The sequence below is a fragment of the Bradyrhizobium sp. SZCCHNS30572 genome, from assembly GCF_032484415.1.
GTDB lineage: Bacteria > Pseudomonadota > Alphaproteobacteria > Rhizobiales > Xanthobacteraceae > Bradyrhizobium.
The window spans coordinates 269,883-290,915 of record NZ_JAUESY010000001.1; the positions used below are offsets into that span (position 1 = coordinate 269,883).

Annotated in this window: 15 protein-coding genes; 8 read left to right on the forward strand and 7 right to left on the reverse strand. The window is 65.2% G+C overall.

The window, feature by feature from the left end; all coding sequences use genetic code 11:
- Positions 1-78: 78 nt before the first annotated feature.
- Positions 79-3,945 carry a methionine synthase gene (metH, locus tag QX048_RS01190; RefSeq protein WP_316191694.1) on the reverse strand — a complete coding sequence of 1,289 codons (3,867 nt, stop codon included), beginning with the start codon at positions 3,943-3,945 and terminating at the stop codon, positions 79-81.
- Positions 3,945-4,862 (reverse strand): methylenetetrahydrofolate reductase [NAD(P)H], encoded by a 918-nt coding sequence (gene metF, locus QX048_RS01195; RefSeq protein WP_316191693.1) that lies wholly within the window; start codon positions 4,860-4,862, stop codon positions 3,945-3,947. Before metF ends, metH begins: the two co-directional genes overlap by 1 nt.
- A 371-nt stretch (positions 4,863-5,233) precedes the next feature.
- Here metF and QX048_RS01200 point away from each other — a divergent pair, with 371 nt between their 5' ends.
- Entirely contained in the window at positions 5,234-6,253 is a 1,020-nt protein-coding gene (locus QX048_RS01200; RefSeq protein ID WP_316191692.1) for an LLM class flavin-dependent oxidoreductase, read from the forward strand.
- A gap of 383 nt (positions 6,254-6,636) precedes the next feature.
- Here the strand turns inward: QX048_RS01200 and QX048_RS01205 are convergent, their stop codons facing one another.
- Together QX048_RS01205 and QX048_RS01210 are read right to left on the reverse strand one after the other, a co-directional pair.
- The gene (locus QX048_RS01205; protein ID WP_410052153.1) at positions 6,637-7,302 is read right to left on the reverse strand and encodes an NAD(P)-dependent oxidoreductase; all 666 of its coding nucleotides are present in this window, start codon (positions 7,300-7,302) and stop codon (positions 6,637-6,639) included.
- Positions 7,303-7,384: 82 nt separating this feature from the next.
- Complete coding sequence (locus QX048_RS01210; RefSeq protein WP_316191690.1) at positions 7,385-8,254, reverse strand: NmrA/HSCARG family protein; 870 nt, start codon at positions 8,252-8,254, stop codon at positions 7,385-7,387.
- Positions 8,255-8,355: 101 nt separating this feature from the next.
- Between QX048_RS01210 and QX048_RS01215 the strand changes: the two genes are divergently transcribed.
- Positions 8,356-9,279 (forward strand): LysR family transcriptional regulator, encoded by a 924-nt coding sequence (locus tag QX048_RS01215; protein ID WP_316191689.1) that lies wholly within the window; start codon positions 8,356-8,358, stop codon positions 9,277-9,279.
- On the opposite strand, the gene QX048_RS01220 is transcribed toward QX048_RS01215, so the two are convergent.
- Positions 9,260-10,120, reverse strand: coding sequence for a prephenate dehydratase (locus tag QX048_RS01220; RefSeq protein ID WP_315713797.1), 861 nt, complete (start codon positions 10,118-10,120; stop codon positions 9,260-9,262). The two genes, QX048_RS01215 and QX048_RS01220, sit on opposite strands and share 20 nt — an antisense overlap.
- A gap of 21 nt (positions 10,121-10,141) precedes the next feature.
- Entirely contained in the window at positions 10,142-10,882 is a 741-nt protein-coding gene (locus QX048_RS01225; RefSeq protein WP_316191688.1) for a 3-deoxy-manno-octulosonate cytidylyltransferase, read from the reverse strand.
- A gap of 240 nt (positions 10,883-11,122) precedes the next feature.
- Here QX048_RS01225 and QX048_RS01230 point away from each other — a divergent pair, with 240 nt between their 5' ends.
- The 6 genes from QX048_RS01230 to QX048_RS01255 all read left to right on the forward strand — a co-directional run bounded on the left by QX048_RS01230 (position 11,123) and on the right by QX048_RS01255 (position 19,702).
- Positions 11,123-11,671, forward strand: coding sequence for a c-type cytochrome (locus QX048_RS01230; protein WP_315825971.1), 549 nt, complete (start codon positions 11,123-11,125; stop codon positions 11,669-11,671).
- A gap of 375 nt (positions 11,672-12,046) precedes the next feature.
- Positions 12,047-13,891, forward strand: a complete 1,845-nt coding sequence (locus QX048_RS01235; protein ID WP_315826192.1) for an extracellular solute-binding protein — start codon at positions 12,047-12,049, stop codon at positions 13,889-13,891.
- On the forward strand, positions 13,888-15,765 hold the full coding sequence (locus tag QX048_RS01240) for an extracellular solute-binding protein (protein WP_316191687.1): 1,878 nt from the start codon (positions 13,888-13,890) through the stop codon (positions 15,763-15,765). The genes QX048_RS01235 and QX048_RS01240 overlap by 4 nt, the downstream gene beginning before the upstream one ends.
- Before the next feature lie 3 nt (positions 15,766-15,768).
- Positions 15,769-16,881, forward strand: a complete 1,113-nt coding sequence (locus QX048_RS01245) for a microcin C ABC transporter permease YejB (RefSeq protein WP_315713801.1) — start codon at positions 15,769-15,771, stop codon at positions 16,879-16,881.
- On the forward strand, positions 16,881-18,059 hold the full coding sequence (locus tag QX048_RS01250; RefSeq protein ID WP_315713802.1) for an ABC transporter permease: 1,179 nt from the start codon (positions 16,881-16,883) through the stop codon (positions 18,057-18,059). Before QX048_RS01245 ends, QX048_RS01250 begins: the two co-directional genes overlap by 1 nt.
- Before the next feature lie 5 nt (positions 18,060-18,064).
- Entirely contained in the window at positions 18,065-19,702 is a 1,638-nt protein-coding gene (locus QX048_RS01255; RefSeq protein ID WP_316200333.1) for an ABC transporter ATP-binding protein, read from the forward strand.
- Between the two features lie 298 nt (positions 19,703-20,000).
- Here QX048_RS01255 and QX048_RS01260 read toward each other — a convergent pair whose 3' ends face one another.
- Positions 20,001-20,846, reverse strand: coding sequence for an outer membrane protein (locus tag QX048_RS01260; RefSeq protein WP_316191686.1), 846 nt, complete (start codon positions 20,844-20,846; stop codon positions 20,001-20,003).
- Positions 20,847-21,033: the final 187 nt, after the last annotated feature.

Sequence of the window (21,033 nt, forward strand, 5' to 3'; positions counted from 1 at the left end):
GGCCGACAGATGCACCACGCGGTATGGGTCCCGGCGCGAGGCCGGGACGACAGTTTGGGGTGGGAGACTGCGCGCCGGCTACTTCGCGCCGACCGCCTTCTTGCGCCAGGCGAGATGAACGGCACAGGTGCAGCCCGCCGGATGGCTCGCGAGCTCGGCGGGGGCGGCGTCGTTGGCCGGAGCGGGCGAAGCGACGGCGCGCGCTGCCGCGTCCGCCTGCTGTCCACTCCTTGCCGGAATGTAGTTCAGGATCGGCGCCAGCCAGCGCTCGACTTCGGCGACGGTCATGCCCTTGCGCGCGGCGTAGTCCTCGACCTGGTCGCGCTCGATCTTGCCGACGCCGAAATAGAAGCTCTCCGGCGAAGCAAAATAGAGGCCCGACACCGACGAGCCCGGCCACATCGCAAAGCTCTCGGTCAGCCGCACGCCGGCATTTCTCTCGGCGTCGAGCAGCTCGAACAAGGTCGCCTTCTCGGTGTGGTCGGGCTGCGCCGGGTAGCCGGGCGCGGGACGGATGCCATGATACTTCTCCAGGATCAGATCGTCCGGCGAGAGCGCCTCGTCCGGGGCGTAGGCCCAGAACTCGCGGCGGACGCGGGCATGCAGGCGCTCGGCGAACGCCTCGGCGAGGCGGTCGGCCAGCGCTTTCACCAGGATCGAGGAGTAGTCGTCATTGGCGTTCTTGAAGCGGTCGGCGACGGCATCCTCGCCGAGGCCTGTCGTGACGACGAAGCCGCCGACATAGTCCGGCACGCCGGAACCCACAGGCGCGATGAAGTCGCTGAGCGCGGTATTGAAGCGACCCTCGCGCTTTTCGAGCTGCTGGCGCAGCGTGTGCAGCGTCGCGATCTGCTTGGTGCGGCCCTCGTCGGCATAGAGCACGATGTCGTCGCCGGCCGCATTTGCCGGCCAGAAGCCGATCGCGGCGCGGGCCGTGAACCACTTCTCGTCGACGATGCGCTTGAGCATCTTCAGCGCGTCGTCATACAGCGCGCGCGCGGCCTCGCCGACCTTGGCGTCGTCGAGGATGCCAGGGAAACGGCCGGCGAGCTCCCAGGTCTGGAAGAACGGCGTCCAGTCGATATAGGGCACAAGCTCGGCGAGGTCGTAATCAACGAAGGTCTTGACGCCGAGGAAGGTCGGCTTGACCGGCTTCGCCTTGGCGAAGTCGATCTTCGGCGCGTTGGCGCGGGCGTCCGCGAGCTTCAGCCGCCTCTTGTCGGCCTGGCCGCGCAGATGCGCAGCGGCGATCTTCTGATATTCGCTGCGAACTTCCGTGGCGTAGGTATCCTTGCGCTCCGGCGACAGCAGTGAGGAGGCGACGCCGACGGCGCGGCTGGCGTCGTTGACGTGAACGACCGGGCCATTCTGGTAGTTCGGATCGATCTTGACCGCAGTATGGACACGGCTCGTCGTGGCGCCGCCGATCAGGAGCGGCACGTTCAGGCCCTGGCGCTCCATCTCCGAGGCGAGATACGCCATCTCGTCGAGCGAGGGCGTGATCAGGCCGGAGAGACCGATGATGTCGGCGTTCTCGGCCTTGGCCGTCTCGATGATCCTGGCCGCGGGCACCATGACACCGAGGTCGATGACCTCGAAATTGTTGCACTGGAGCACGATGCCGACGATGTTCTTGCCGATGTCGTGGACGTCGCCCTTGACGGTGGCGAGCACGATCTTGCCGGCGTTGGAGCGCTCGTTGGCCCGGCCCTTGTTGGCAGCCTTCTCCGCCTCCATGAACGGCATCAGATAGGCGACCGCCTGCTTCATCACGCGTGCCGATTTCACGACCTGCGGCAGGAACATCTTGCCGTCGCCGAAGAGGTCGCCGACCACGTTCATGCCGGCCATCAGCGGGCCTTCGATGACGTCGAGCGGCCGCGTCGACGCGGCGCGCGCCTCTTCCGTGTCCTGCTCGATATATTCAGTGATGCCGTGCACCAGCGCGTGGCTCAACCGCTTGTCGACCGGCCATTCGCGCCAGGCCAGATCGGCCTCCTTGGTCTGCTTGCCCTGGCCGCGGAATTTCTCGGCCAGCGCCAGCAGCCGCTCCGAGGCGCCGGGGTCGCGGTTGAGCACGACGTCTTCGCACACCTGGCGCAGCTCCGGATCGATGTCGTCATAGACGATCATCTGTCCGGCATTGACGATGCCCATGTCCATGCCGGCCTTGATGGCGTGATACAGGAACACCGAATGCATCGCCTCGCGCACCGGCTCATTGCCGCGGAACGAGAACGAAAGATTCGAGACGCCGCCGGAGACATGCGCATGCGGCAGGTTCTGCCGGATCCAGCGCGTCGCTTCGATGAAGTCGACGCCGTAATTGTCATGCTCCTCGATGCCGGTCGCGATCGCAAAAATGTTCGGATCGAAAATGATGTCTTCCGGCGGGAAGCCGAGCTGCTCGACCAGGATCTTGTAGGCGCGGGCGCAGATCTCGGTCTTGCGCTTGTAGGTGTCGGCCTGGCCGGTCTCGTCGAACGCCATCACGACCACGGCGGCGCCGTGGCGACGCGCGATCTTCGCTTCGTGAATGAACTTCTCCTCGCCTTCCTTGAGCGAGATCGAGTTCACCACCGGCTTGCCCTGCACGCATTTCAGGCCGGCCTCGATGACGTGGAATTTCGAGGAATCGACCATCACGGGAACGCGGGCGATGTCCGGCTCGGCAGCGACGAGGTTGAGGAAGGTCCGCATCGCGGCTTCCGAATCCAGCAGGCCCTCGTCCATGTTGACGTCGATGACCTGGGCGCCGTTCTCGACCTGGTCGCGCGCGACCTGCAGCGCTGCGGTGTAGTCGCCGGCGGTGATCAGCTTGCGGAATTTGGCCGAGCCCGTGACGTTGGTGCGCTCGCCGACATTGACGAAGGGAATGGCGGGCGTGAGTTCGAACGGCTCGAGGCCCGACAGCCGCAGCCGCGGCGCGATCTCAGGGACCGTGCGCGGCTTGTGCGGGGCGACGGCGGCGGCGATCGCCGCGATATGGTCGGGCGTGGTGCCGCAGCAGCCGCCGACGATGTTGACGAGGCCGTCCCGCGCAAATTCGCCGATCAGTCGCGCCATATAGGCCGGCGTCTCGTCATACTGGCCGAACTCGTTGGGCAGGCCGGCATTGGGATAGGCGCACACCAGCGCGTCGGCGACGCGGCCGATGTCGGCGACATGGGCGCGCAGATCCTCGGCGCCGAGCGCACAGTTGAAGCCGATGGTCAGCGGTTTCGCGTGGCGGACCGAATTCCAGAACGCCTCCGGCATCTGGCCCGAGAGCAGGCGGCCGGACTTGTCGGTGATGGTACCCGAGATCATCACGGGCACGTCGATGCCGCGCTCCTCGCAGAGTTCGGCGATGGCGTACAGCGCCGCCTTGGCATTGAGCGTGTCGAAGATGGTCTCGAGCAGCAGGATGTCGGCGCCGCCGTCCAGGAGCCCGCGCGCCTGCTCGCCATAGGCGAGCCGGAGGTCGTCGAAGGTCACGGCGCGGTAGCCGGGGTTGGAGACGTCGGGCGAGATCGAGGCGGTGCGGTTGGTCGGGCCCATTGCGCCGGCGACGAAGCGCTGTTTGCCGTCCTCGGCCGCAACGCGGGTCGCGGCATTGCGGGCGAGCCGGGCGCCCTCGCGGTTCAGCTCGTAGATGATGTCGGAGAGGTCGTAATCGGCCTGCGCGATCGAGGTTGCCGAGAAGGTGTTGGTGGCGACGATGTCGGCCCCGGCGCGCAGATATTGCGCGTGGATGTCCTCGATGGCGTCGGGCTGCGTCAGGATCAGCAGGTCGTTGTTGCCGCGGAGGTCGCGATGGAAGTCCTTGAACCGCTCGCTGCGGAAGGCGGCCTCGTCGAGCTGCAGCGCCTGGATCATCGTGCCCATGGCGCCGTCGAGAATCAGGATGCGCTTGGCTGCAGCGGCAAGGAAGGCGGTACGCGCCGGAGATACAGGGACGGACATCAGGCGGCAGCCTTGTTGGCGGACTTCGGACGGATGCCGAGCAAATGGCTGATCGCGAACACGAGGTCGGCGCGGTTCATGGTGTAGAAATGGAAGGTGTCGACGCCATGCTTGGCGAGCTTTTGCACCTGGCCTGCGGCGACGGTCGCCGCGACCAGCTTGCGGGTCTCGGGATCGTCGTCGAGACCGTCGAATTTTTCGGCCAGCCAGTCCGGCACCGTCGTGCCGGCGCGGGTCACAAAGCCGCGCGCCTGCTTGAAATTGTGCATCGGCATGATGCCGGGCACGATCGGGATCGTGATGCCGCGGGCGCGGACACGGTCGAGGTAGCGGAAGTAGAGGTCGTTGTCGAAGAACACCTGGGTGATGGCGCGGGTGGCGCCGGCGTCGACCTTGGCCTTGAGCATGTCGATGTCGGCGTCGAAGTCGCGGCTCTCGGGGTGCTTCTCCGGATAGGCCGAGACCGAGACCTCGATATCGGGATGGCGCTTCTTGATGCCGGCGATCAGCTCGGGCGAGCTCTGATAGCCCTCGGCATGGGTGTAGTAGGGCGTGCCGATGCCGCCGGGCGGATCGCCGCGCAGTGCCACGATGTGGCGGACGCCGACCTCATGATAGCGGTCGACGACCTCGTCGATCTCGTGGCGCGAAGCGCCAACGCAGGTGAGATGCGCCGCCGGCAGCAGCGCCGTCTCCTTCAGGATGCGCGCGATCGTGGCGTGGGTGCGCTCGCGCGTCGAGCCGCCCGCGCCGTAGGTCACCGAGACGAAGCTCGGCTCCAGAGGGGCGAGGCGCTCGATCGAGGCCCACAGCGTCCGGTCCATCTCCTCGGTCTTCGGCGGGAAGAACTCGAACGAGATCTTCGGCCGGATGATTGCGGAGTGGCCGTCGGCGATGGCGGTGGCGAGGTCGGTCATGGCAGCGCAGGTTCCCGGTGGCGCGTAAATTTCAACTCAAGAGGGGATCGCTCTTTGGATGCGGGAAGATAAGGGAAGTGCGTCGCAATAGACAGCCCACCCCAAATGGGATTTCGCCCACTTGTATGTATTTTGATGACTTTTGTCCGCTATCATCGATTATGTGATGGGCAGATAAAATGCTGATATTTCAATGTGTGTTGGCTGTTGGTGAACGGATTTGATCGAGATCGAGTGTGGGACGTGTCGATGGCGATGTTGTATACAATGTCCGCGTCCCAACTCGGGATGATGTCGATCCCTGCATTTCCAGCAGGGCTCCGCCGCGGTTGGCCCATTGTGGCACGCCGCGCAGTCATTAGGTTGAAGCCATGATCCCGCTTTCAGTCCTCGACCTCTCCGTCACGACCACCGCCACGCCTGCCTCGGCGGCACTGCGCAACAGCATCGATCTGGCCCGCCATGTCGATCAGCTCGGCTACGTCCGCTATTGGCTGGCTGAGCACCACAGCCTGCCGTCGGTGGCGAGCCCGTCGCCCGACATCATGATTGGGCAGATCGCGGCAGCGACGCAGCACATCCGCGTCGGCTCCGGCGGCGTCATGCTGCCCAACCATGCGCCGCTGGTGGTCGCGGAGCGCTTCAAGATGCTGGAGGCACTGTTTCCCGGCCGGATCGATCTGGGTCTCGGCCGCGCGCCGGGCACCGACGGCACCACGGCCTATGCGCTGCGCAGCCGGCTCGACCGCCGCGAGGGCGACGACTTCCTGGAGCGGCTGCATGAGCTGATGCTGTGGGAGACCCGCGAGTTCCCTGCCGGTCATCCTTACAACAACGTCATCGCCATGCCCGACGACGCGCCATTGCCGCCGATCTGGCTGCTCGGCTCCAGCGACTATTCCAGCGAGCTGTCGGCGCAGCTCGGCATGGGGTTCGGCTTCGCACATCATTTCGCCAGCCACGACGCTGTCGACGCGATGCGAACCTACCGCGCCCATTTCACGCCGTCGCGCTGGCGGACACAGCCGCATGCGATCCTGGCGGTCGCGGTGGTGACGGCCGAGACCGACGCCGAGGCGGAGCGGCTGGCGTCGTCGATGGACCTCAACCGCCTCAGGCGCGACCGCGGCCAGTTCCTGCCGCTGCCGAGCCCCGAGGAGGCCGCGGCGTACATGTATACAGACGCCGACCGCGCCTCGATCGCACGCAACCGGTCGCGGCTGTTCGTGGGCAGCCCGGCGACGGTGCGAGCCAAGCTCGATCCGATGATCGCGGCAAGCCAGGCCGACGAGCTGATGGTGATCACGGCGACCTTCGACCACGACGTCCGCAAGCGCTCCTACAGCCTGCTTGCCGACGCCTTCGGCCTGGAGCGGAAGGCGGCGGCGTAGTCCCGCACGAACCTAGCAGCCGATGAGTTCTGGATCGTGCAGCATCAAGATTCAGCTCTCCCCGACGGGGCTAGCGTGAGCACGCATCTCGAAGTCGGATCCAGTCATTTCAAGGCACGGACGGTGGGCTCCCTCGCCCCGCTTGCGGGGAGAGGGTTGGGGTGAGGGGGGCTCTCCGCGAGCACCGCATTCGCGGAGAGCCTCCCTCACCCGGATTGCATCTTTCGATGCAATCCGACCTCTCCCCGCAAGCGGGGCGAGGTAAAATCCCGTCGCCGCGAAGATGTGTGCTCGAACTGGCCCCCACTTGGACGAACGGAGTTCGTGCAGAGAGTTGAGGCGAACAATGGCGCGATCTGGACTTCGAAGCGCGCGTGCCGGTCTCACCATGTGATCAGCGGAGAGCGGCGCAGGAAGCTGTCGTCGCTCACCTGGTCCACCGCGAAGCGCGCGACATCGGCCCGCGCGATCGTGCCGCCGTGAAAACCTGTGAGGTCCGTCAGCGCGCGGACCGTCTGGCGGCCCGGCTTGTCGTTGAGCATGGCGGGACGGACGATGACCCAGTCGAGCCCGCTGTCGCGGATGATCGCCTCCTGCCGGTTCTTGTCGGCATAGACGTTGCGCAGCAGCAGCGGCAGGATCAGCCGGTCGTAGACGAAGCCGCCATGTCCCCGGCTGTCGCCTGCGCCGATCCCGGTGATGGCGACAAGGCGAGCAACATTCTCGGCCTCCATCGCCTTGACGAGCGCCCGCGTCGATGTCGAGAGCGTGGTGACCTCGCGAAACGGGCTGAGCGAGGTGCCCAAGGAACTGATGACGACATCCTGTCCCTTGAGCGCCTTGCGAAGCGTGGCTTCGTCGCGCGCATCGCCGACGATCAGTTGCGCGCCTTGCAGGTCCCCGGCCTTGTCGGGCGAGCGCACCAGCGCGGTGACGTGATGGCCGCGCGCCAGCGCGTCGCGCACGATCAGCCGCCCGGTGCCGCCGGTGGCGCCAAGCACGAGGATGTTAGACTTGGGTGTGGTGACGTTGCTATCTTGACTGGTCATGACCATCTCCATGGTGTGAGGGGGCGCATTCGCGGAAGCGCGCCGCGCAATTCGGTTTCGGGGGATGATGAGCGGCTCGGCTTCAGGCCGTGGCCGAGATCTCGGCGACAAAGTCGCGGTACGAGCGCAGCGGCCGGCCCAGCAGCGTGGTGAGGCGCGCGACGTCGCCCTCGTCCGGCACCATGCCGTCGGTCAGGAAGCGCTCGGCCATCAGTCGCATGTCGAACGCCATCCAGCTCGGCATGACCTGCCGGAGGTTGGTCTCGAACTGCGTGGTGTTGTCGCCGCCATAGGCGATCGTGCGGCCCAGCACGTCAGACCAGATCGCCGCGGCATCAGCGCCGGTCAGCGTGTCCGGGCCGACCAGGTTGATCCGTGTCAGCGGCAGCGGCACGGCTGACTGCTCGCGGCGGATCAGCTCGATCGCTGCGATCTCGCCGATGTCGCTGACGTCGATCATGGCAAGGCCCTTGGCTCCGATCGGCATCGGGTAGACGCCGTAGCCGAGCACGACATCCTTGATCGTGAGATCGTTGTTCATGAAGTAGGCGGGGCGCAGGATGGTGGCGTTCAGGCCCATCTGCTCGATCATCCGCTCGACGGCGAACTTGCCGGCGAAGTGCGGCACGTTGACGTAGACGTCGCCGTGGATCACCGACAGATAGACGATGCGCTCGATGCCGGCCTCGCGGACCAGATTGAGCGCGATCAGCGCCTGAGTGAATTCATCAGGCGTGACGGCGTTGAGCAGGAACAGGGTCGAGACGCCCGAGAACGCGCCGCGCAGCGAATCGACGTCGAGCAGGTCGCCTTGGGCGATCTGAACGCCCGCCGGAAGCTTGGCCTTCCCAGGATCGCGGACGAGGGCGCGGACATCGGCCCCGCGCCTGACGAGTTGTTCGACGACGCGACGGCCGACGGTTCCAGTGGCACCGGTCACGAGGATGGTCATGGGATCACTCCGGGGGTGGTGTTGAGACACCCGGAAGATATCGATCCACATGCGAGCCAATAGGCGCTATATTTGGACATGTCGTCTCATTAGTGGAACAGATGGATCTGCTTGCGCTCGCCGATTTCACGCTCGTCGCCCGCCACGGCGGCTTCGGCCGGGCCGCCCGCGCCAGCGGTCGTCCGAAGGCAACGCTGTCCCGCCGCGTCGCAGAGCTCGAAGCGAGCCTGGACATCAGGCTGATCGAGCGCGGCGGGCGCACACTGAAGCTGACCGAGGAAGGGCGGGCGCTGTTCGAGCGCACGGGCGCGCTGCTGACCGAGCTCGACGAGACCGTCGGTGCGATAGCCTCAGGCGGCGATCAGCCGCGCGGCCGGTTGCGGATCAGCGCGCCGCTGCTGTTCTCGCAGACCGCGATGGGCAAGCTCGCCGCTACGTTCGCGCTCAGATATCCGGAGGTCCGGCTCGAGGTGACGACCGACGACCGCGCCGTCGACATGGTCGAGGAGGGCTATGACCTGGTGATCCGGGTCAATCCCGATCCCGATGAGAGCCTCGTCGGCCGCATCTTCCTGCGCGATCAGCTGGTGGTCGTGGCCAGCCCAAGCCTGACGCGGCCGGCGGACGGCGCGCTCGTTCCTGCGGTTGTTCGTAGCACCGAGCAGATCGCAGCGTGGGACGTCATGGCTGCAACGGGATCGTCGCGCATCGCGATCGATCCGATCCTGCGGTTGTCATCGCTGATCATGGTGCGCGATGCGGTCCGTGCCGGCGTCGGTGCCGCATGCCTGCCGCTCTCGCTCGTCAGCCACGATCTGGCGGCTGGCCGGCTGGCGCATTGGGGCGATTTGGACGCGCCAGCGGTTGCGCTGTGGGCGCTGTATCCGTCGCGGCGGCTGTTGAGCGCGCGCGTCTCCGCCTTTCTCGACCATCTGAAGCAGGCATTCCCGGTGGGAACGCCGGCCGAGCTGGCGGCCTATGTGGAGCCGCGGGATGACGGTCCGATCATTCCATCCGCTCGCTGAAGGTCGCGCGGAACGGATGCGCCGGATAGACGCCGACGATGCGCAGTTCGCGCGAGAAGAACTTCAATTCCTCCAGGGCGAAGGCCAGCCCCTTGTCGTCGGGATGGCCGTCGACGTCGGCGTAGAACTGCGTGGCGAAGAAATTGCCGTCGACCATGTAGCTCTCGAGCTTGGTCATGTTGACGCCGTTGGTCGCAAAGCCGCCGAGCGCCTTGTAGAGCGCAGCCGGCAGGTTGCGGACGCGGAACACGAAGCTCGTGACCAGCGGCCCGGAGTTCTGCTCGGCCCATTGCTCCTGGCGCGCCAGCACGACGAAGCGGGTGGTGTTGTGGGCCTCGTCCTCGATGTCCTCGGCGAGGATGTCGAGGCCGTAGATCTCGGCGGCGAGGCGCGAGGCGATCGCCGCGACGCTCCTGTCGCCGCGCTGCGCCACGTCCCGGGCGCTGCCCGCGGTGTCACCGGCGACGATCGGCCGGACGCCGAGCTGGCGGATGATGCGGCGGCACTGGCCGAGCGCATGGACGTGGCTCTCGACCGTCTTGATGTCGGCGAGCCTGGTGCCCTTCAGCGCCATCAGCTGGTGGCGGACCGGCAGGAACCACTCGCCAATGATGTAGAGGCCGGAGGCCGGCAGCAGGTGATGGATGTCGGCGACGCGGCCGGCGACCGAATTCTCGATCGGGATCATGCCCAGGTCAGCCTCGCCGGAGGAGATCGCGCTCAGCGCGTCCTCGAAGGTCGCGCACGGCATGGCCTCGGCGGTCGGATAGGCCTCGGAAATGGCGATGTGGGAATTGGCTCCCGGCTCGCCCTGGAATGCGATTTTCAAGATCTTGCTCATGAGGGGCCTTGTAGCAGCAGCTTAAGACTTGGACAGCAGCCGGCGTGCGGTTTCGAGGTCGGCGGGGGTGTCGACGCCGCGGGGCACGGCGTCGACGACCATCACGTCGATGCGCATGCCGGCTTCCAGCGCCCGCAGCTGTTCCAGCTTTTCCTGTTGCTCCAGCGGCGACGGCGGCAGGCTGACGAAGCGCTCCAGCGCCGCCCGGCGGTAGGCGTAAAGCCCGATGTGATGGTACCTCGGTCCGTCGCCATACGGCGCCGTGGCCCGGGTGAAATACAACGCGCGCATGCGCCGGCCGCCGAGAGGCGAGCCGACCGCCTTGACGACGTTCGGATTGAGGCTCTCCTCCTCGGTATGGATCTGCGCGGCAAGGGTCGCGATGTCGACGGCGGGATCGTCCAGCGGCGGCAGCACGTCGCTGATGTTCTGCGGGTCGATGGTCGGGAAATCGCCCTGCAGATTGACCACGATCTCGGCCTCGCGGGCAGGGTCGAGCTTGCACATGGCCTCGTAGATGCGGTCCGACCCGGAGGGATGATTGGGCTTGGTCATCACCACCTCGCCACCCGCCGCCGTCACGGCGTCCGCGATCTCCAGCGTGTCGGTTGCCACGGCCACGCGGCCGATCGCGGCCTCCTGCGCGCGCCGGAGCACCTGCACGATCATCGGCTGGCCGGCGATATCGAGCAGCGGCTTGCCGGGCAGGCGGGTCGAGGCCATGCGGGCAGGGATCAGCACGAGGATTTTGGACTTGGTCATCCGGGAAACGGCAGGTCGGAGCCGGTCGCAACAGCGCGGGCCGGACTGGATGGGGACAGCAGAGGCGGCCCGCTTATACGGGTTGCCAGAGCACGGGCAAACCGATATCTCACTTCTGCCGCAGGGGGAGGCGCGACGGCTCGATTCCGCTCGATGCCTTGACGAATCCTGGGGCGATTCACGGTCGCGGCCCCGCGGCCTCCCAAGCAATGAAATCCGCCCTCGGAGCCTGATTCCAAAATGGACTCCTTCGAACTGAACAAAATCCTCGGCGCCGTTCTGGCCGCCTGTCTGGTCGTGCTGGTCACGAGCTTCTCCGCTGGCGCGATCTTCGCGCCGAAAATGCCGGAGAAACCGGGGTTCGAGATCGCCGTGAAGGAGGCCCAGGGCGCAGGCAAGGAAGCCGCTGCGCCGGCCGCGGCCGAGCCGATCGAGAAGCTGCTGCAGACCGCCTCGGTTGAGAAGGGCGCTGCCGCCGCCAAGAAATGCGCGGCCTGCCACACCTTCGACAAGGGCGGCAAGAATGCCGTCGGCCCCAACCTCTACGGCATCGTCGGCGACAAGATCGGCGAAGGCCGCGGCTTCAACTTCTCGGCCGCGATGAAGGCCAAGGGCGGCACCTGGACGATCGAGGATCTCAACCACTTCATCGCCAATCCGAAGGGCTACATCCCGGGCACCGCGATGGGCTTTGCCGGCATCCAGAAGGACTCGGAGCGCGCCGACGTGCTGGCCTACCTGAACTCGCTGTCGGACAATCCGGCGCCGCTGCCGACCGCAGCCAAGTGATCGGCTGCTAACCCCCCAATTTCCGACGGCCGGGCCTCAAGCCCGGCCGTTTTGCTTTGCGGGACGAAATTCGCCGCATTTGGGACCTTTGGTCGCATCCACCTCGTTCACAACCCGGTATCATGAGGAAAAAGCAAGGTTATTGGTCGAAACCTTGCCGTATATTGGTCCCCTGAATGGAACGGGTTCGCGGGGCCGGAGCACCCTGGCTGAGGCCGGCGAAACCTGCCCTTGCGAATTGGGTTACGATCGAACGTTGGATCTGGGAGCAGCAGCGGCCACGGCCGACCACCTGCTTCAAGCGGTCTTATTCAGAGGAAGTCTCATTTGACGATTACCCGACGACAGCTCCTGCAGAGCAGCGTCTTCGCTGCGATGACCCCGGCGCTCGGCACCGCCGCCAGCCTTGCCCCGCTCGACGCCGCGCAGGCGCAGGCCGGTGAGCAACTGGTCTGGCGCCACGGCCTGTCGCTGTTCGGCGAGATCAAGTACCCGGCGGACTTCAAGCGCTTCGACTACGTCAATCCCGACGCGCCCAAGGGCGGCACAGCGCGGATGATCTCGCTCGGCACCTTCGACAATTTCAACATCGTCGTGATGTATGTGAAGGGCAACATCGCGTCCGCGGCGGGGCTGGTCTACGAGACCCTGATGACGCGCTCGCAGGACGAGGTGTCGACCGAATACGGCCTCCTCGCCGAGTCGGCGGCCTATCCGGACGACTACTCCTGGGTCATCTACCGGCTGCGCAAGGAAGCGCGCTGGAACGACGGCAAGCCGGTGACGCCCGAGGACGTCATCTTCTCGCTCGACGTGCTCAAGAAGAACAGCCCGCACTACTCCTCCTACTACCGCCATGTCGTAAAGGCCGAGAAGACCGGCGACCTCGAGGTCAAGTTCACCTTCGATGGTCCGGGCAATCGCGAGCTGCCGCACATCGTCGGTGAGCTGCTGGTTCTGCCCAAGCACTGGTGGGAAGGCACCGACGCGCAGGGCCGCAAGCGCGACGTCACTGCGACGACTTTGGAGCCGCCGCTCGGGTCGAGCCCGTATCGCATCAAGGAGTTCGTGCCCGGCCGCTCGATCAAGATGGAGCGCGTCAAGGACTACTGGGGCGCCAGCCTGCCGGTCCAGATCGGCCAGAACAATTTCGACGAGCTGCAGTTCGAATATTTCCGCGACAACATCGTCGCCCTCGAGGCCTTCAAGGCCGATCAGGCCGACTGGATCAACGAGAATTCCGCCAAGCAATGGGCGACGGCCTACGACTTCCCGGCCATCAACGACAAGCGTGTGGTCAAGGACGAATTCCCGATCAGCGATTCCGGCCGCATGCAGGGCTTCGCCTTCAACCTGCGGCGTCCGCAATTCCAGGACGCGCGGCTGCGGCGTGCCTTCAACTACGCCTTCGATTTCGAGGAGATGAACAAGCAGCTGTTCTACGGTCAGTACAAGCGGATCAACAGCTATTTCGAAGGCACGGATCTGGCCTGTTCCGGGCTGCCGCAGGGCCAGGAGCTGCAGATCCTCGAGGAGCTGCGCGACAAGGTGCCGCCGGACGTGTTCACCACGGTCTACCAGGCCCCGGTGGGCGGCAATCCCGAGAACGTTCGCGCCAATCTGCGCGAGGCCACCAGGCTGCTGAAGGACGCAGGCTTCGAGATCAAGGACCGCAAGCTCGTCGATCCCGCCGGCAAGCCGGTCACGGTCGAACTCTTGGTCCAGGACCCGTCCTCCGAGCGGATCGTGCTGTTCTACAAGCCGTCGCTGGAGCGCCTTGGCGTCGCTGTCACGGTACGCCAGGTCGACAACGTCCAGTATGAGAACCGGGTGCGCACCTTCGACTACGACATGATCATCGACGTCTGGGGGCAGTCGCTGTCGCCCGGCAACGAGCAGCGCGATTTCTGGGGTTCCAAGGCCGCCGACGAGTCCGGCTCGAAGAACACGATCGGCATCAAGAACCCCGCTGTCGACGCGCTGATCGAGAAGATCATCTACGCCAAGGATCGTGCCTCCCTCGAAGCGGCGACGCATGCGCTCGACCGGGTGCTGCTGTGGAATTTCTACGTCGTCCCCCAGTTCACCTACCCGTTTGCGCGCAGCGCGCGCTGGGACCGCTTCAGCCATTTCACGCCGTTCCCGAAATATGCGCGGTCCGGCTGGCCGAATCTGTGGTGGTACGATACCGACAAGGCCGCCAAGGTGAAGCGCTCTTGAGCCGGCTCCCGCATCTGTCGCGCCGCGGCGTGCTCGGGCTTGGGTTCGGCGCGCTCAGCTATCCGCTGCTGACGCCGGCCGTGGCCGCGGAGTTCGGCCCCGAGTCGCACGGCACGTCGGCCTTCGGCGACCTGAAATATCCAGCCGACTTCCATCATTTCGATTACGTCAATATCGACGCTCCGAAGGGCGGGATGTTCTCGCTGATCCCCTCGGTGCGCGCCTATAACCAGTCCTATCAGACCTTCAATTCGTTCAATGCCTACGTCCTGAAAGGTGAGGGCGCGCAGGGCATGGACATGACGTTCGCGACCCTGATGGTGCGCGCGAGCGACGAGCCGGACGCGGTGTACGGGCTGGTCGCGAAATCCGTGGCGATCTCCGCGGACAAGCTGGCCTACCGCTTCACCTTGCGGCCCGAGGCGCGCTTCCATGACGGCAGCAGGATCACCGCGCAAGACGTCGCCTTCTCGCTGAACACGCTGAAGGAGAAGGGCCATCCACTGATCGTTGTTCAGCTGCGCGACTTCGTGAAGGCCGAGGCGATCGACGATGCGACCGTCGTGGTGAGCTTCGTCGAGAAGCGCGCGCGCGACGTGCCGCTCTATGTCGTGACCCTGCCGATCTTCTCCAAGGCCTGGTACGCCAACCGCGCGTTCGACGAGGGTCCGCTCGACGTGCCGCTCGGCTCGGGGCCGTACAAGGTCGGCAAATACGAGATCAACCGCTACGTCGAGTTCGAGCGCGTCAAGGACTGGTGGGCGGCCGACCTGCCGGTCAGCCGCGGCATGTATAATTTCGACATCGTGCGCTACGAGTTCTACCGCGACCGCGACGTCGCCTTCGAGGGCTTCACCGCCAAGAGCTATCTGTTCCGCGAGGAGTTCACCGCGCGCATCTGGGCCACGCGCTACGACTTCCCGGCGATCAAGGACGGCCGCGTCAAGCGCGAGCTCTTGCCGGACGAGACGCCGTCCGGCGGGCAGGGCTGGTTCATCAACACCCGCCGCGACAAGTTCAAGGATCCCCGCGTCCGCCAGGCGTTGACCTACGCGTTCGACTTCGAGTGGACCAACAAGACCATCATGTACGGCGCCTATGCGCGCACGGTGTCGCCGTTCCAGAACTCGGACATGGTCGCGGTCGGGCCGCCCTCGCCCGAGGAGCTGAAGCTGCTCGAGCCGTTCCGCGGCCAGGTGCCCGACGATGTGTTCGGCGAGCCGTTCGTGCCGCCGGTCTCGGACGGCTCCGGCCAGGATCGCGCGCTGCTGCGCAAGGCGACGCAACTGCTGCAGCAGGCCGGCCTGCCGGTCAAGGACGGCAAGCGGCTGCTGCCGTCCGGCGAGGTGTTCGCGATCGAGTTCCTGATCGACGAGGTCTCGTTCAAGCCGCACCACGGCACGCTGATCAAGAACCTGCAGACGCTCGGCATCGACGCCGATCTGCGGATCGTCGACGCCGTGCAATATCGCGCGCGGGTCGAGGACTTCGACTTCGACATCGCCATTCAGCGGATGTCGATGTCGCCGACCCCCGGCGACGGCCTCCGGGCTTACTTCACCTCGGACACGGCCAAAACCAAGGGCTCCTACAATCTCGCCGGGATCAGCAATCCCGCGATCGACGCGCTGGTCGCCAAGGCGATCGCCGCGGAGACGCGCAGCGAGCTGACCTTGGCCTGCCGGGCGCTCGACCGCGTGTTCCGCGCCGGCCACTACTGGATACCGCAATGGTATCGCCAGACCCACCCGATTGCCTATTGGGATCAGTTCGACCATCCGCCGAAGCCGCCGAAATACGCCTCGGGCGTCGGCGCTCCCGACATCTGGTGGTACGATGCCGCCAAGGCCGCAAAGTTGGAGCAGGCGAAGTAGTTCATGGCTGCCTATATTGCCCGTCGCATCTTGCTGATGCTCCCGACCCTGCTCGGGATCCTCTTCATCTCCTTCGTCGTGGTGCAGTTCGCGCCGGGCGGTCCGGTGGAGCGCGTCATCGCGCAATTGACCGGCGCCGACACCGGCGGGACCTCGCGGATTTCAGGCGGCAGCGGTTCGGATTTCGGCGCGCGGCCGCCGGGACAGGTGGGATCCGGCAGCGAGCTGAACTCGAAATACCGCGGCGCGCAGGGGCTCGATCCCGCCTTCATCAAGCAGCTCGAAAAGCAGTTCGGCTTCGACAAGCCGGCGCCGGAGCGGTTCGCGCTGATGGTCTGGAACTTCGCGCGCTTCGATTTCGGCAAGAGCTATTTCCGCGACACGTCAGTGCTGCAGCTCATCAAGGAGAAGCTGCCGGTGTCGATGTCGCTCGGCATCTGGATGACCTTGCTGACCTATTTGATCTCGATTCCGCTGGGGATCCGCAAGGCGGTGCAGGATGGCTCGCGCTTCGACGTCTGGACCTCGGCCGTGATCATCGTCGGCTACGCCATTCCGGGCTTCCTGTTCGCGATCCTGCTGATCATCCTGCTCGCTGGCGGCTCGTTCCTCAACATCTTCCCGCTGCGCGGGCTGACCTCGGATGGCTGGTCGGACTTCCCGTGGTACTGGAAGATCATCGACTATTTCTGGCATCTCACTTTGCCGCTGGTGTCGATGGCGCTCGGCGCCTTCGCGACCATGACCTTGCTGACCAAGAACTCGTTTCTCGACGAGATCCGCAAGCAATATGTCATGACTGCGCGCGCCAAGGGCTGCAGCGAGAACCAGGTGCTGTACGGCCACGTCTTCCGTAACGCCATGCTGATCGTGATCGCCGGCTTTCCGGGCACCTTCATCCACGCGTTCTTTTCCGGCTCGCTGCTGATCGAGACGATCTTCTCGCTGGATGGGCTCGGCCTGCTCTCGTTCGAGAGCATTCTGAATCGTGATTATCCCGTTGTGTTCGGCAATCTCTTCATCTTTTCGCTGCTCGGCCTCGCCATCAACCTGGTCTCGGATCTGACCTACATGTGGATCGATCCGCGGATCGACTTCGAGGCGCGGGAGGTCTGATGACGATCACAGCCACCCCTCCGGTCGAGACCACGGCGCAGGCCCCGCTCGGCGAGGCCGTGCCGCCGACGCGGCATCGTTTCCGGCCGTCGCCACTCAACCAGCGCCGCTGGCAGAACTTCAAGGCCAACCGCCGCGGCTACTGGTCGCTGTGGCTATTCCTGTTTCTGTTCGTCGTCTCGCTGTTCGCCGAGCTGATCGCCAACGATCGGCCGTTCCTGATCAAGTTCGACGGCCACCTTTACTTCCCGGCGTTCGTCTCCTATCCGGAAACGGCATTCGGCGGCGACTTCGAGACCGCGGCCGACTACCGCGATCCCTATTTGCAGAAGCTGATCGCCGACAAGGGCGGTACGGTGATCTGGCCTTTGATCCGCTATTCCTACGCCACGCATAATCTCGACCTGCCGACGCCCGCGCCGTCGCCGCCGACCTGGATGCTGAAGGAATCGCAGTGCAAGGCGGTGGTCGAGAGAAAGGGGCTGAAGAGCTGCCGGGATCTCGAATACAACTGGCTCGGCACCGATGATCAGGGTCGCGACGTCGTCGCGCGGCTGATCTACGGTTTCCGCATCTCCGTCCTGTTCGGCCTGTCCCTGACGTTCTTCTCCTCGATCATCGGCATCGCGGCCGGCGGCGTGCAGGGCTATTTCGGCGGCTGGGTCGATCTCCTGTTCCAGCGCTTCATCGAGATCTGGAACGCGATCCCCTATCTCTATCTGCTCCTGATCCTGTCGGCGGTGCTGGTGCCCGGCTTCTTCACGCTGCTCGGGATCATGCTGCTGTTCTCCTGGGTGTCGCTGGTCGGCCTGGTCCGCGCCGAATTCCTGCGCGGCCGCAATTTCGAATACATCCAGGCCGCGCGCGCGCTCGGCGTCTCCAATGCCGTCATCATGTGGCGGCATCTCCTGCCGAACGCGATGGTCGCGACCATGACCTTCCTGCCCTTCATCGTGTCGAGCTCGGTGATGACGTTGACCGCGCTCGACTTCCTCGGCTTCGGCCTGCCGCCCGGCTCGCCGTCGCTGGGCGAGATGCTGTCGCAGGCCAAAGCCAATGTGCAGGCGCCGTGGCTCGGCCTGACCGGCTTCTTCTCGGTCGCGATCATGCTGTCGCTGCTCATCTTCATAGGCGAGGCCGTGCGCGACGCGTTCGATCCGCGCAAGACGTTCAGGTGACCGACATGGATGCGACCAGCCAGCCGCTGCTCTCGGTCAGCGATCTCTCGGTGACCTTCCACCAGCAGGGCCGCGTGTCGACCGCCGTCGACCACGTCTCGTTCGACATCAGGCGCGGCGAGTGCGTTGCCCTCGTCGGCGAATCCGGCTCGGGCAAATCGGTCAGCGCGCTGTCGGTGCTGAAGCTGCTGCCCTATCCGGTCGCCTCGCACCCGTCGGGCAGCATCCGCTTCAACGGCCGCGATCTGCTGCCGCTGTCGGAGGGCGAGATGCGCGGCATCCGCGGCAGCGACATCTCCATCATCTTCCAGGAGCCGATGACCTCGCTCAATCCGCTGCACACGATCGAGCGGCAGATCGGCGAGATCCTGCATCTGCATCGACCGATCTCGAACGGCGCGGCGCGGGCGCGCGTGCTCGAGCTGCTCACGCAGGTCGGCATCCCCGAGCCGGAAACCCGGCTCGGCAGCTATCCGCATCAGCTCTCCGGCGGCCAGCGCCAGCGCGTGATGATCGCGATGGCGCTCGCCAACGAGCCGGATCTGCTGATCGCCGACGAGCCGACCACCGCGCTCGACGTCACCGTGCAGGCACAGATCCTGGCGCTGCTCGCCGACATCCGCGCGCGGCTCGGCATGAGCCTGCTCTTCATCACCCACGATCTCGGCATCGTCCGGCGCATCGCCGATCGCGTCTGCGTCATGAACGGTGGCAAGATCGTCGAGCAGGGGCCGGTGGAGCAGGTGTTCACCGCGCCCTCCCATCCCTACACCAAGGCGCTGCTCGCGGCCGAGCCGAAGCCGGACCCGGCGCCGCCGCGGCCCGATCAGCCGGTCGTGATGCAGGCCAGGGACCTCAAGGTCTGGTTTCCGATCAAGCGCGGCCTGTTCCGCTCCACGGTCGGCCACATCAAGGCCGTGGACGGCGTCAGCATCGCCGTGCGCAAGGGCGAGACGCTCGGCGTCGTCGGCGAGTCCGGCTCCGGCAAGACCACGTTGGGCCTGGCGCTGCTGCGGCTGATCTCCTCCGACGGTCCGATCGTGTTCCTGGGCAAGGAGATCCAGGGCCTGTCCTTCAAGGATGTCCGGCCGTTCCGCCGCGACATGCAGATCGTGTTTCAGGATCCGTTCGGCTCGCTCAGCCCGCGCATGTCGGTCGGCGACATCATCGCCGAGGGCATCAGCGTGCATCAGCCCAGGCTCAGCGAAGAGGAGCGGGAGGCCAAGGTCATCAAGGCGCTGAACGAGGTCGGGCTCGATCCGGCGACGCGCTTCCGCTATCCGCACGAATTCTCCGGCGGCCAGCGCCAGCGCATCTCGGTCGCGCGCGCCGTCGTGCTCGAGCCGAGCTTCGTCGTGCTGGACGAGCCGACCTCGGCGCTCGACATGCTGTTTCAGGCGCAGATGGTCGCGCTGCTGCGCGACCTGCAGCGCAAGCTCGATCTCACCTACATGTTCATCTCGCATGATCTGCGCGTGGTCGCCTCACTCGCCAGCCACCTGATCGTGATGCGCCACGGCAAGGTGGTGGAGGAGGGGCCGGCGGTGGAGCTGTTCAAGGCGCCGAAGACCGACTACACCCGCGCGCTGTTTGCGGCGGCGTTCCGGAACGAGACCGCGGGGAATGGGACGGCGGCGAGCTAGGGACCGGGCGCTCCTCGTCCGACGTTCGTTGCGGAATGGCCGCAGAAATCGCCGATGAAGCGGAATCCCTCGGGCCCCCCGGCGGTCACGTCCGGTCAGGCAGCGTAACCGGACTTACGGCGACCCGATGGGCAGGTCCGGAATTGGGCCAGATTCGGACCAACCACTTGTCGCTAGATCGTAAGCGCTGTTGATGGACCACCCGCGGGGGCAGTGACAGTGCAATCAATTGGCAAACGGCTCCGCCAAGGAGCGCAATTGTTGCTCTGCGAGTTCAGTACGCATTCAACGTAGTTCGCTAGAAGCGATAGTTGACGCCCACGCGAACGATCTGGAGTTTCGTGCTCACCGTATGGTTTGCCACTTGTCCAGGGGGGCCAAATCCGGGTCCGTTGTTGAAAGTCGAATAGGAGAAGTTGCCGAGGTCGGCGTAGAGATACTCAACCTTCGCGGACCAATGGTCTCGGAATGCCCATTCGGCGCCACCGCCGGCTGTCCAGCCGACACGGGTGCTGCTGCGACCGCCGACATGACATTGATTCAAGCCGTTCACGATCGGGCAGCCGTCGGCAAAATCCCACGCAAATCTCTTTGATGCGTCGACATTGGCGATCGCCGCGCCGCCCGTGCCATAGATCATGATCCGGTCAAAGGCCCAGCCAATGCGCCCTCGGACCGTGGCGAACCAATTCATGCCAATGTCGTCGACTGATGCAACCGTTCTCCCCGATACCGGCTCGACAACATTGCCGGTGTTTCGCGACACCTTGCCGTCAATGCCGTTGAAATCGCCCTCGATACCCAAGACCAGGTGAGACCAGCCTGCCGTTGTTGGCTGCCAGTTGCATCCAGCCTGTCCGCCACCGGTAATGCCGGTGTGACTAAGGCTCGCCAGACCGGCATTGTTGATTGCCGTTCTTGCAGCGCCATTGATGAGATTGGGCGGGAACGGAGGCGCGTCGGTCGTCAGGTTGTGTTTCACCTGTCCCCCGCCGAGGTTTGCGCCGACGTAGCATCCCGTCCAACTAAACACGGCAAGCGGCGCAGGGGGCGGGGCCTTCAGCGGCAGATCGGCCGCCGACGCGGCCTGCGCAAATGGAAGGATTGAGATAGCAGAAATAATTGCCATGGATGCGTTACGCATCGTCACACTCCCAGCACGAGACCTGAACCACGCTATTCGGGGCGCGGGTCCAGGGTCAACAATGTTCAGTTGCCGTGTGTGTCAATATCAACCAGTGTAACATTTTAACCACAGGTTGTGTGCTGCAGGATGTAAAACCTCATTCATCGCGCAGCCGGTTCTTCGCAAAGTCCGCAATGGGTCAAAG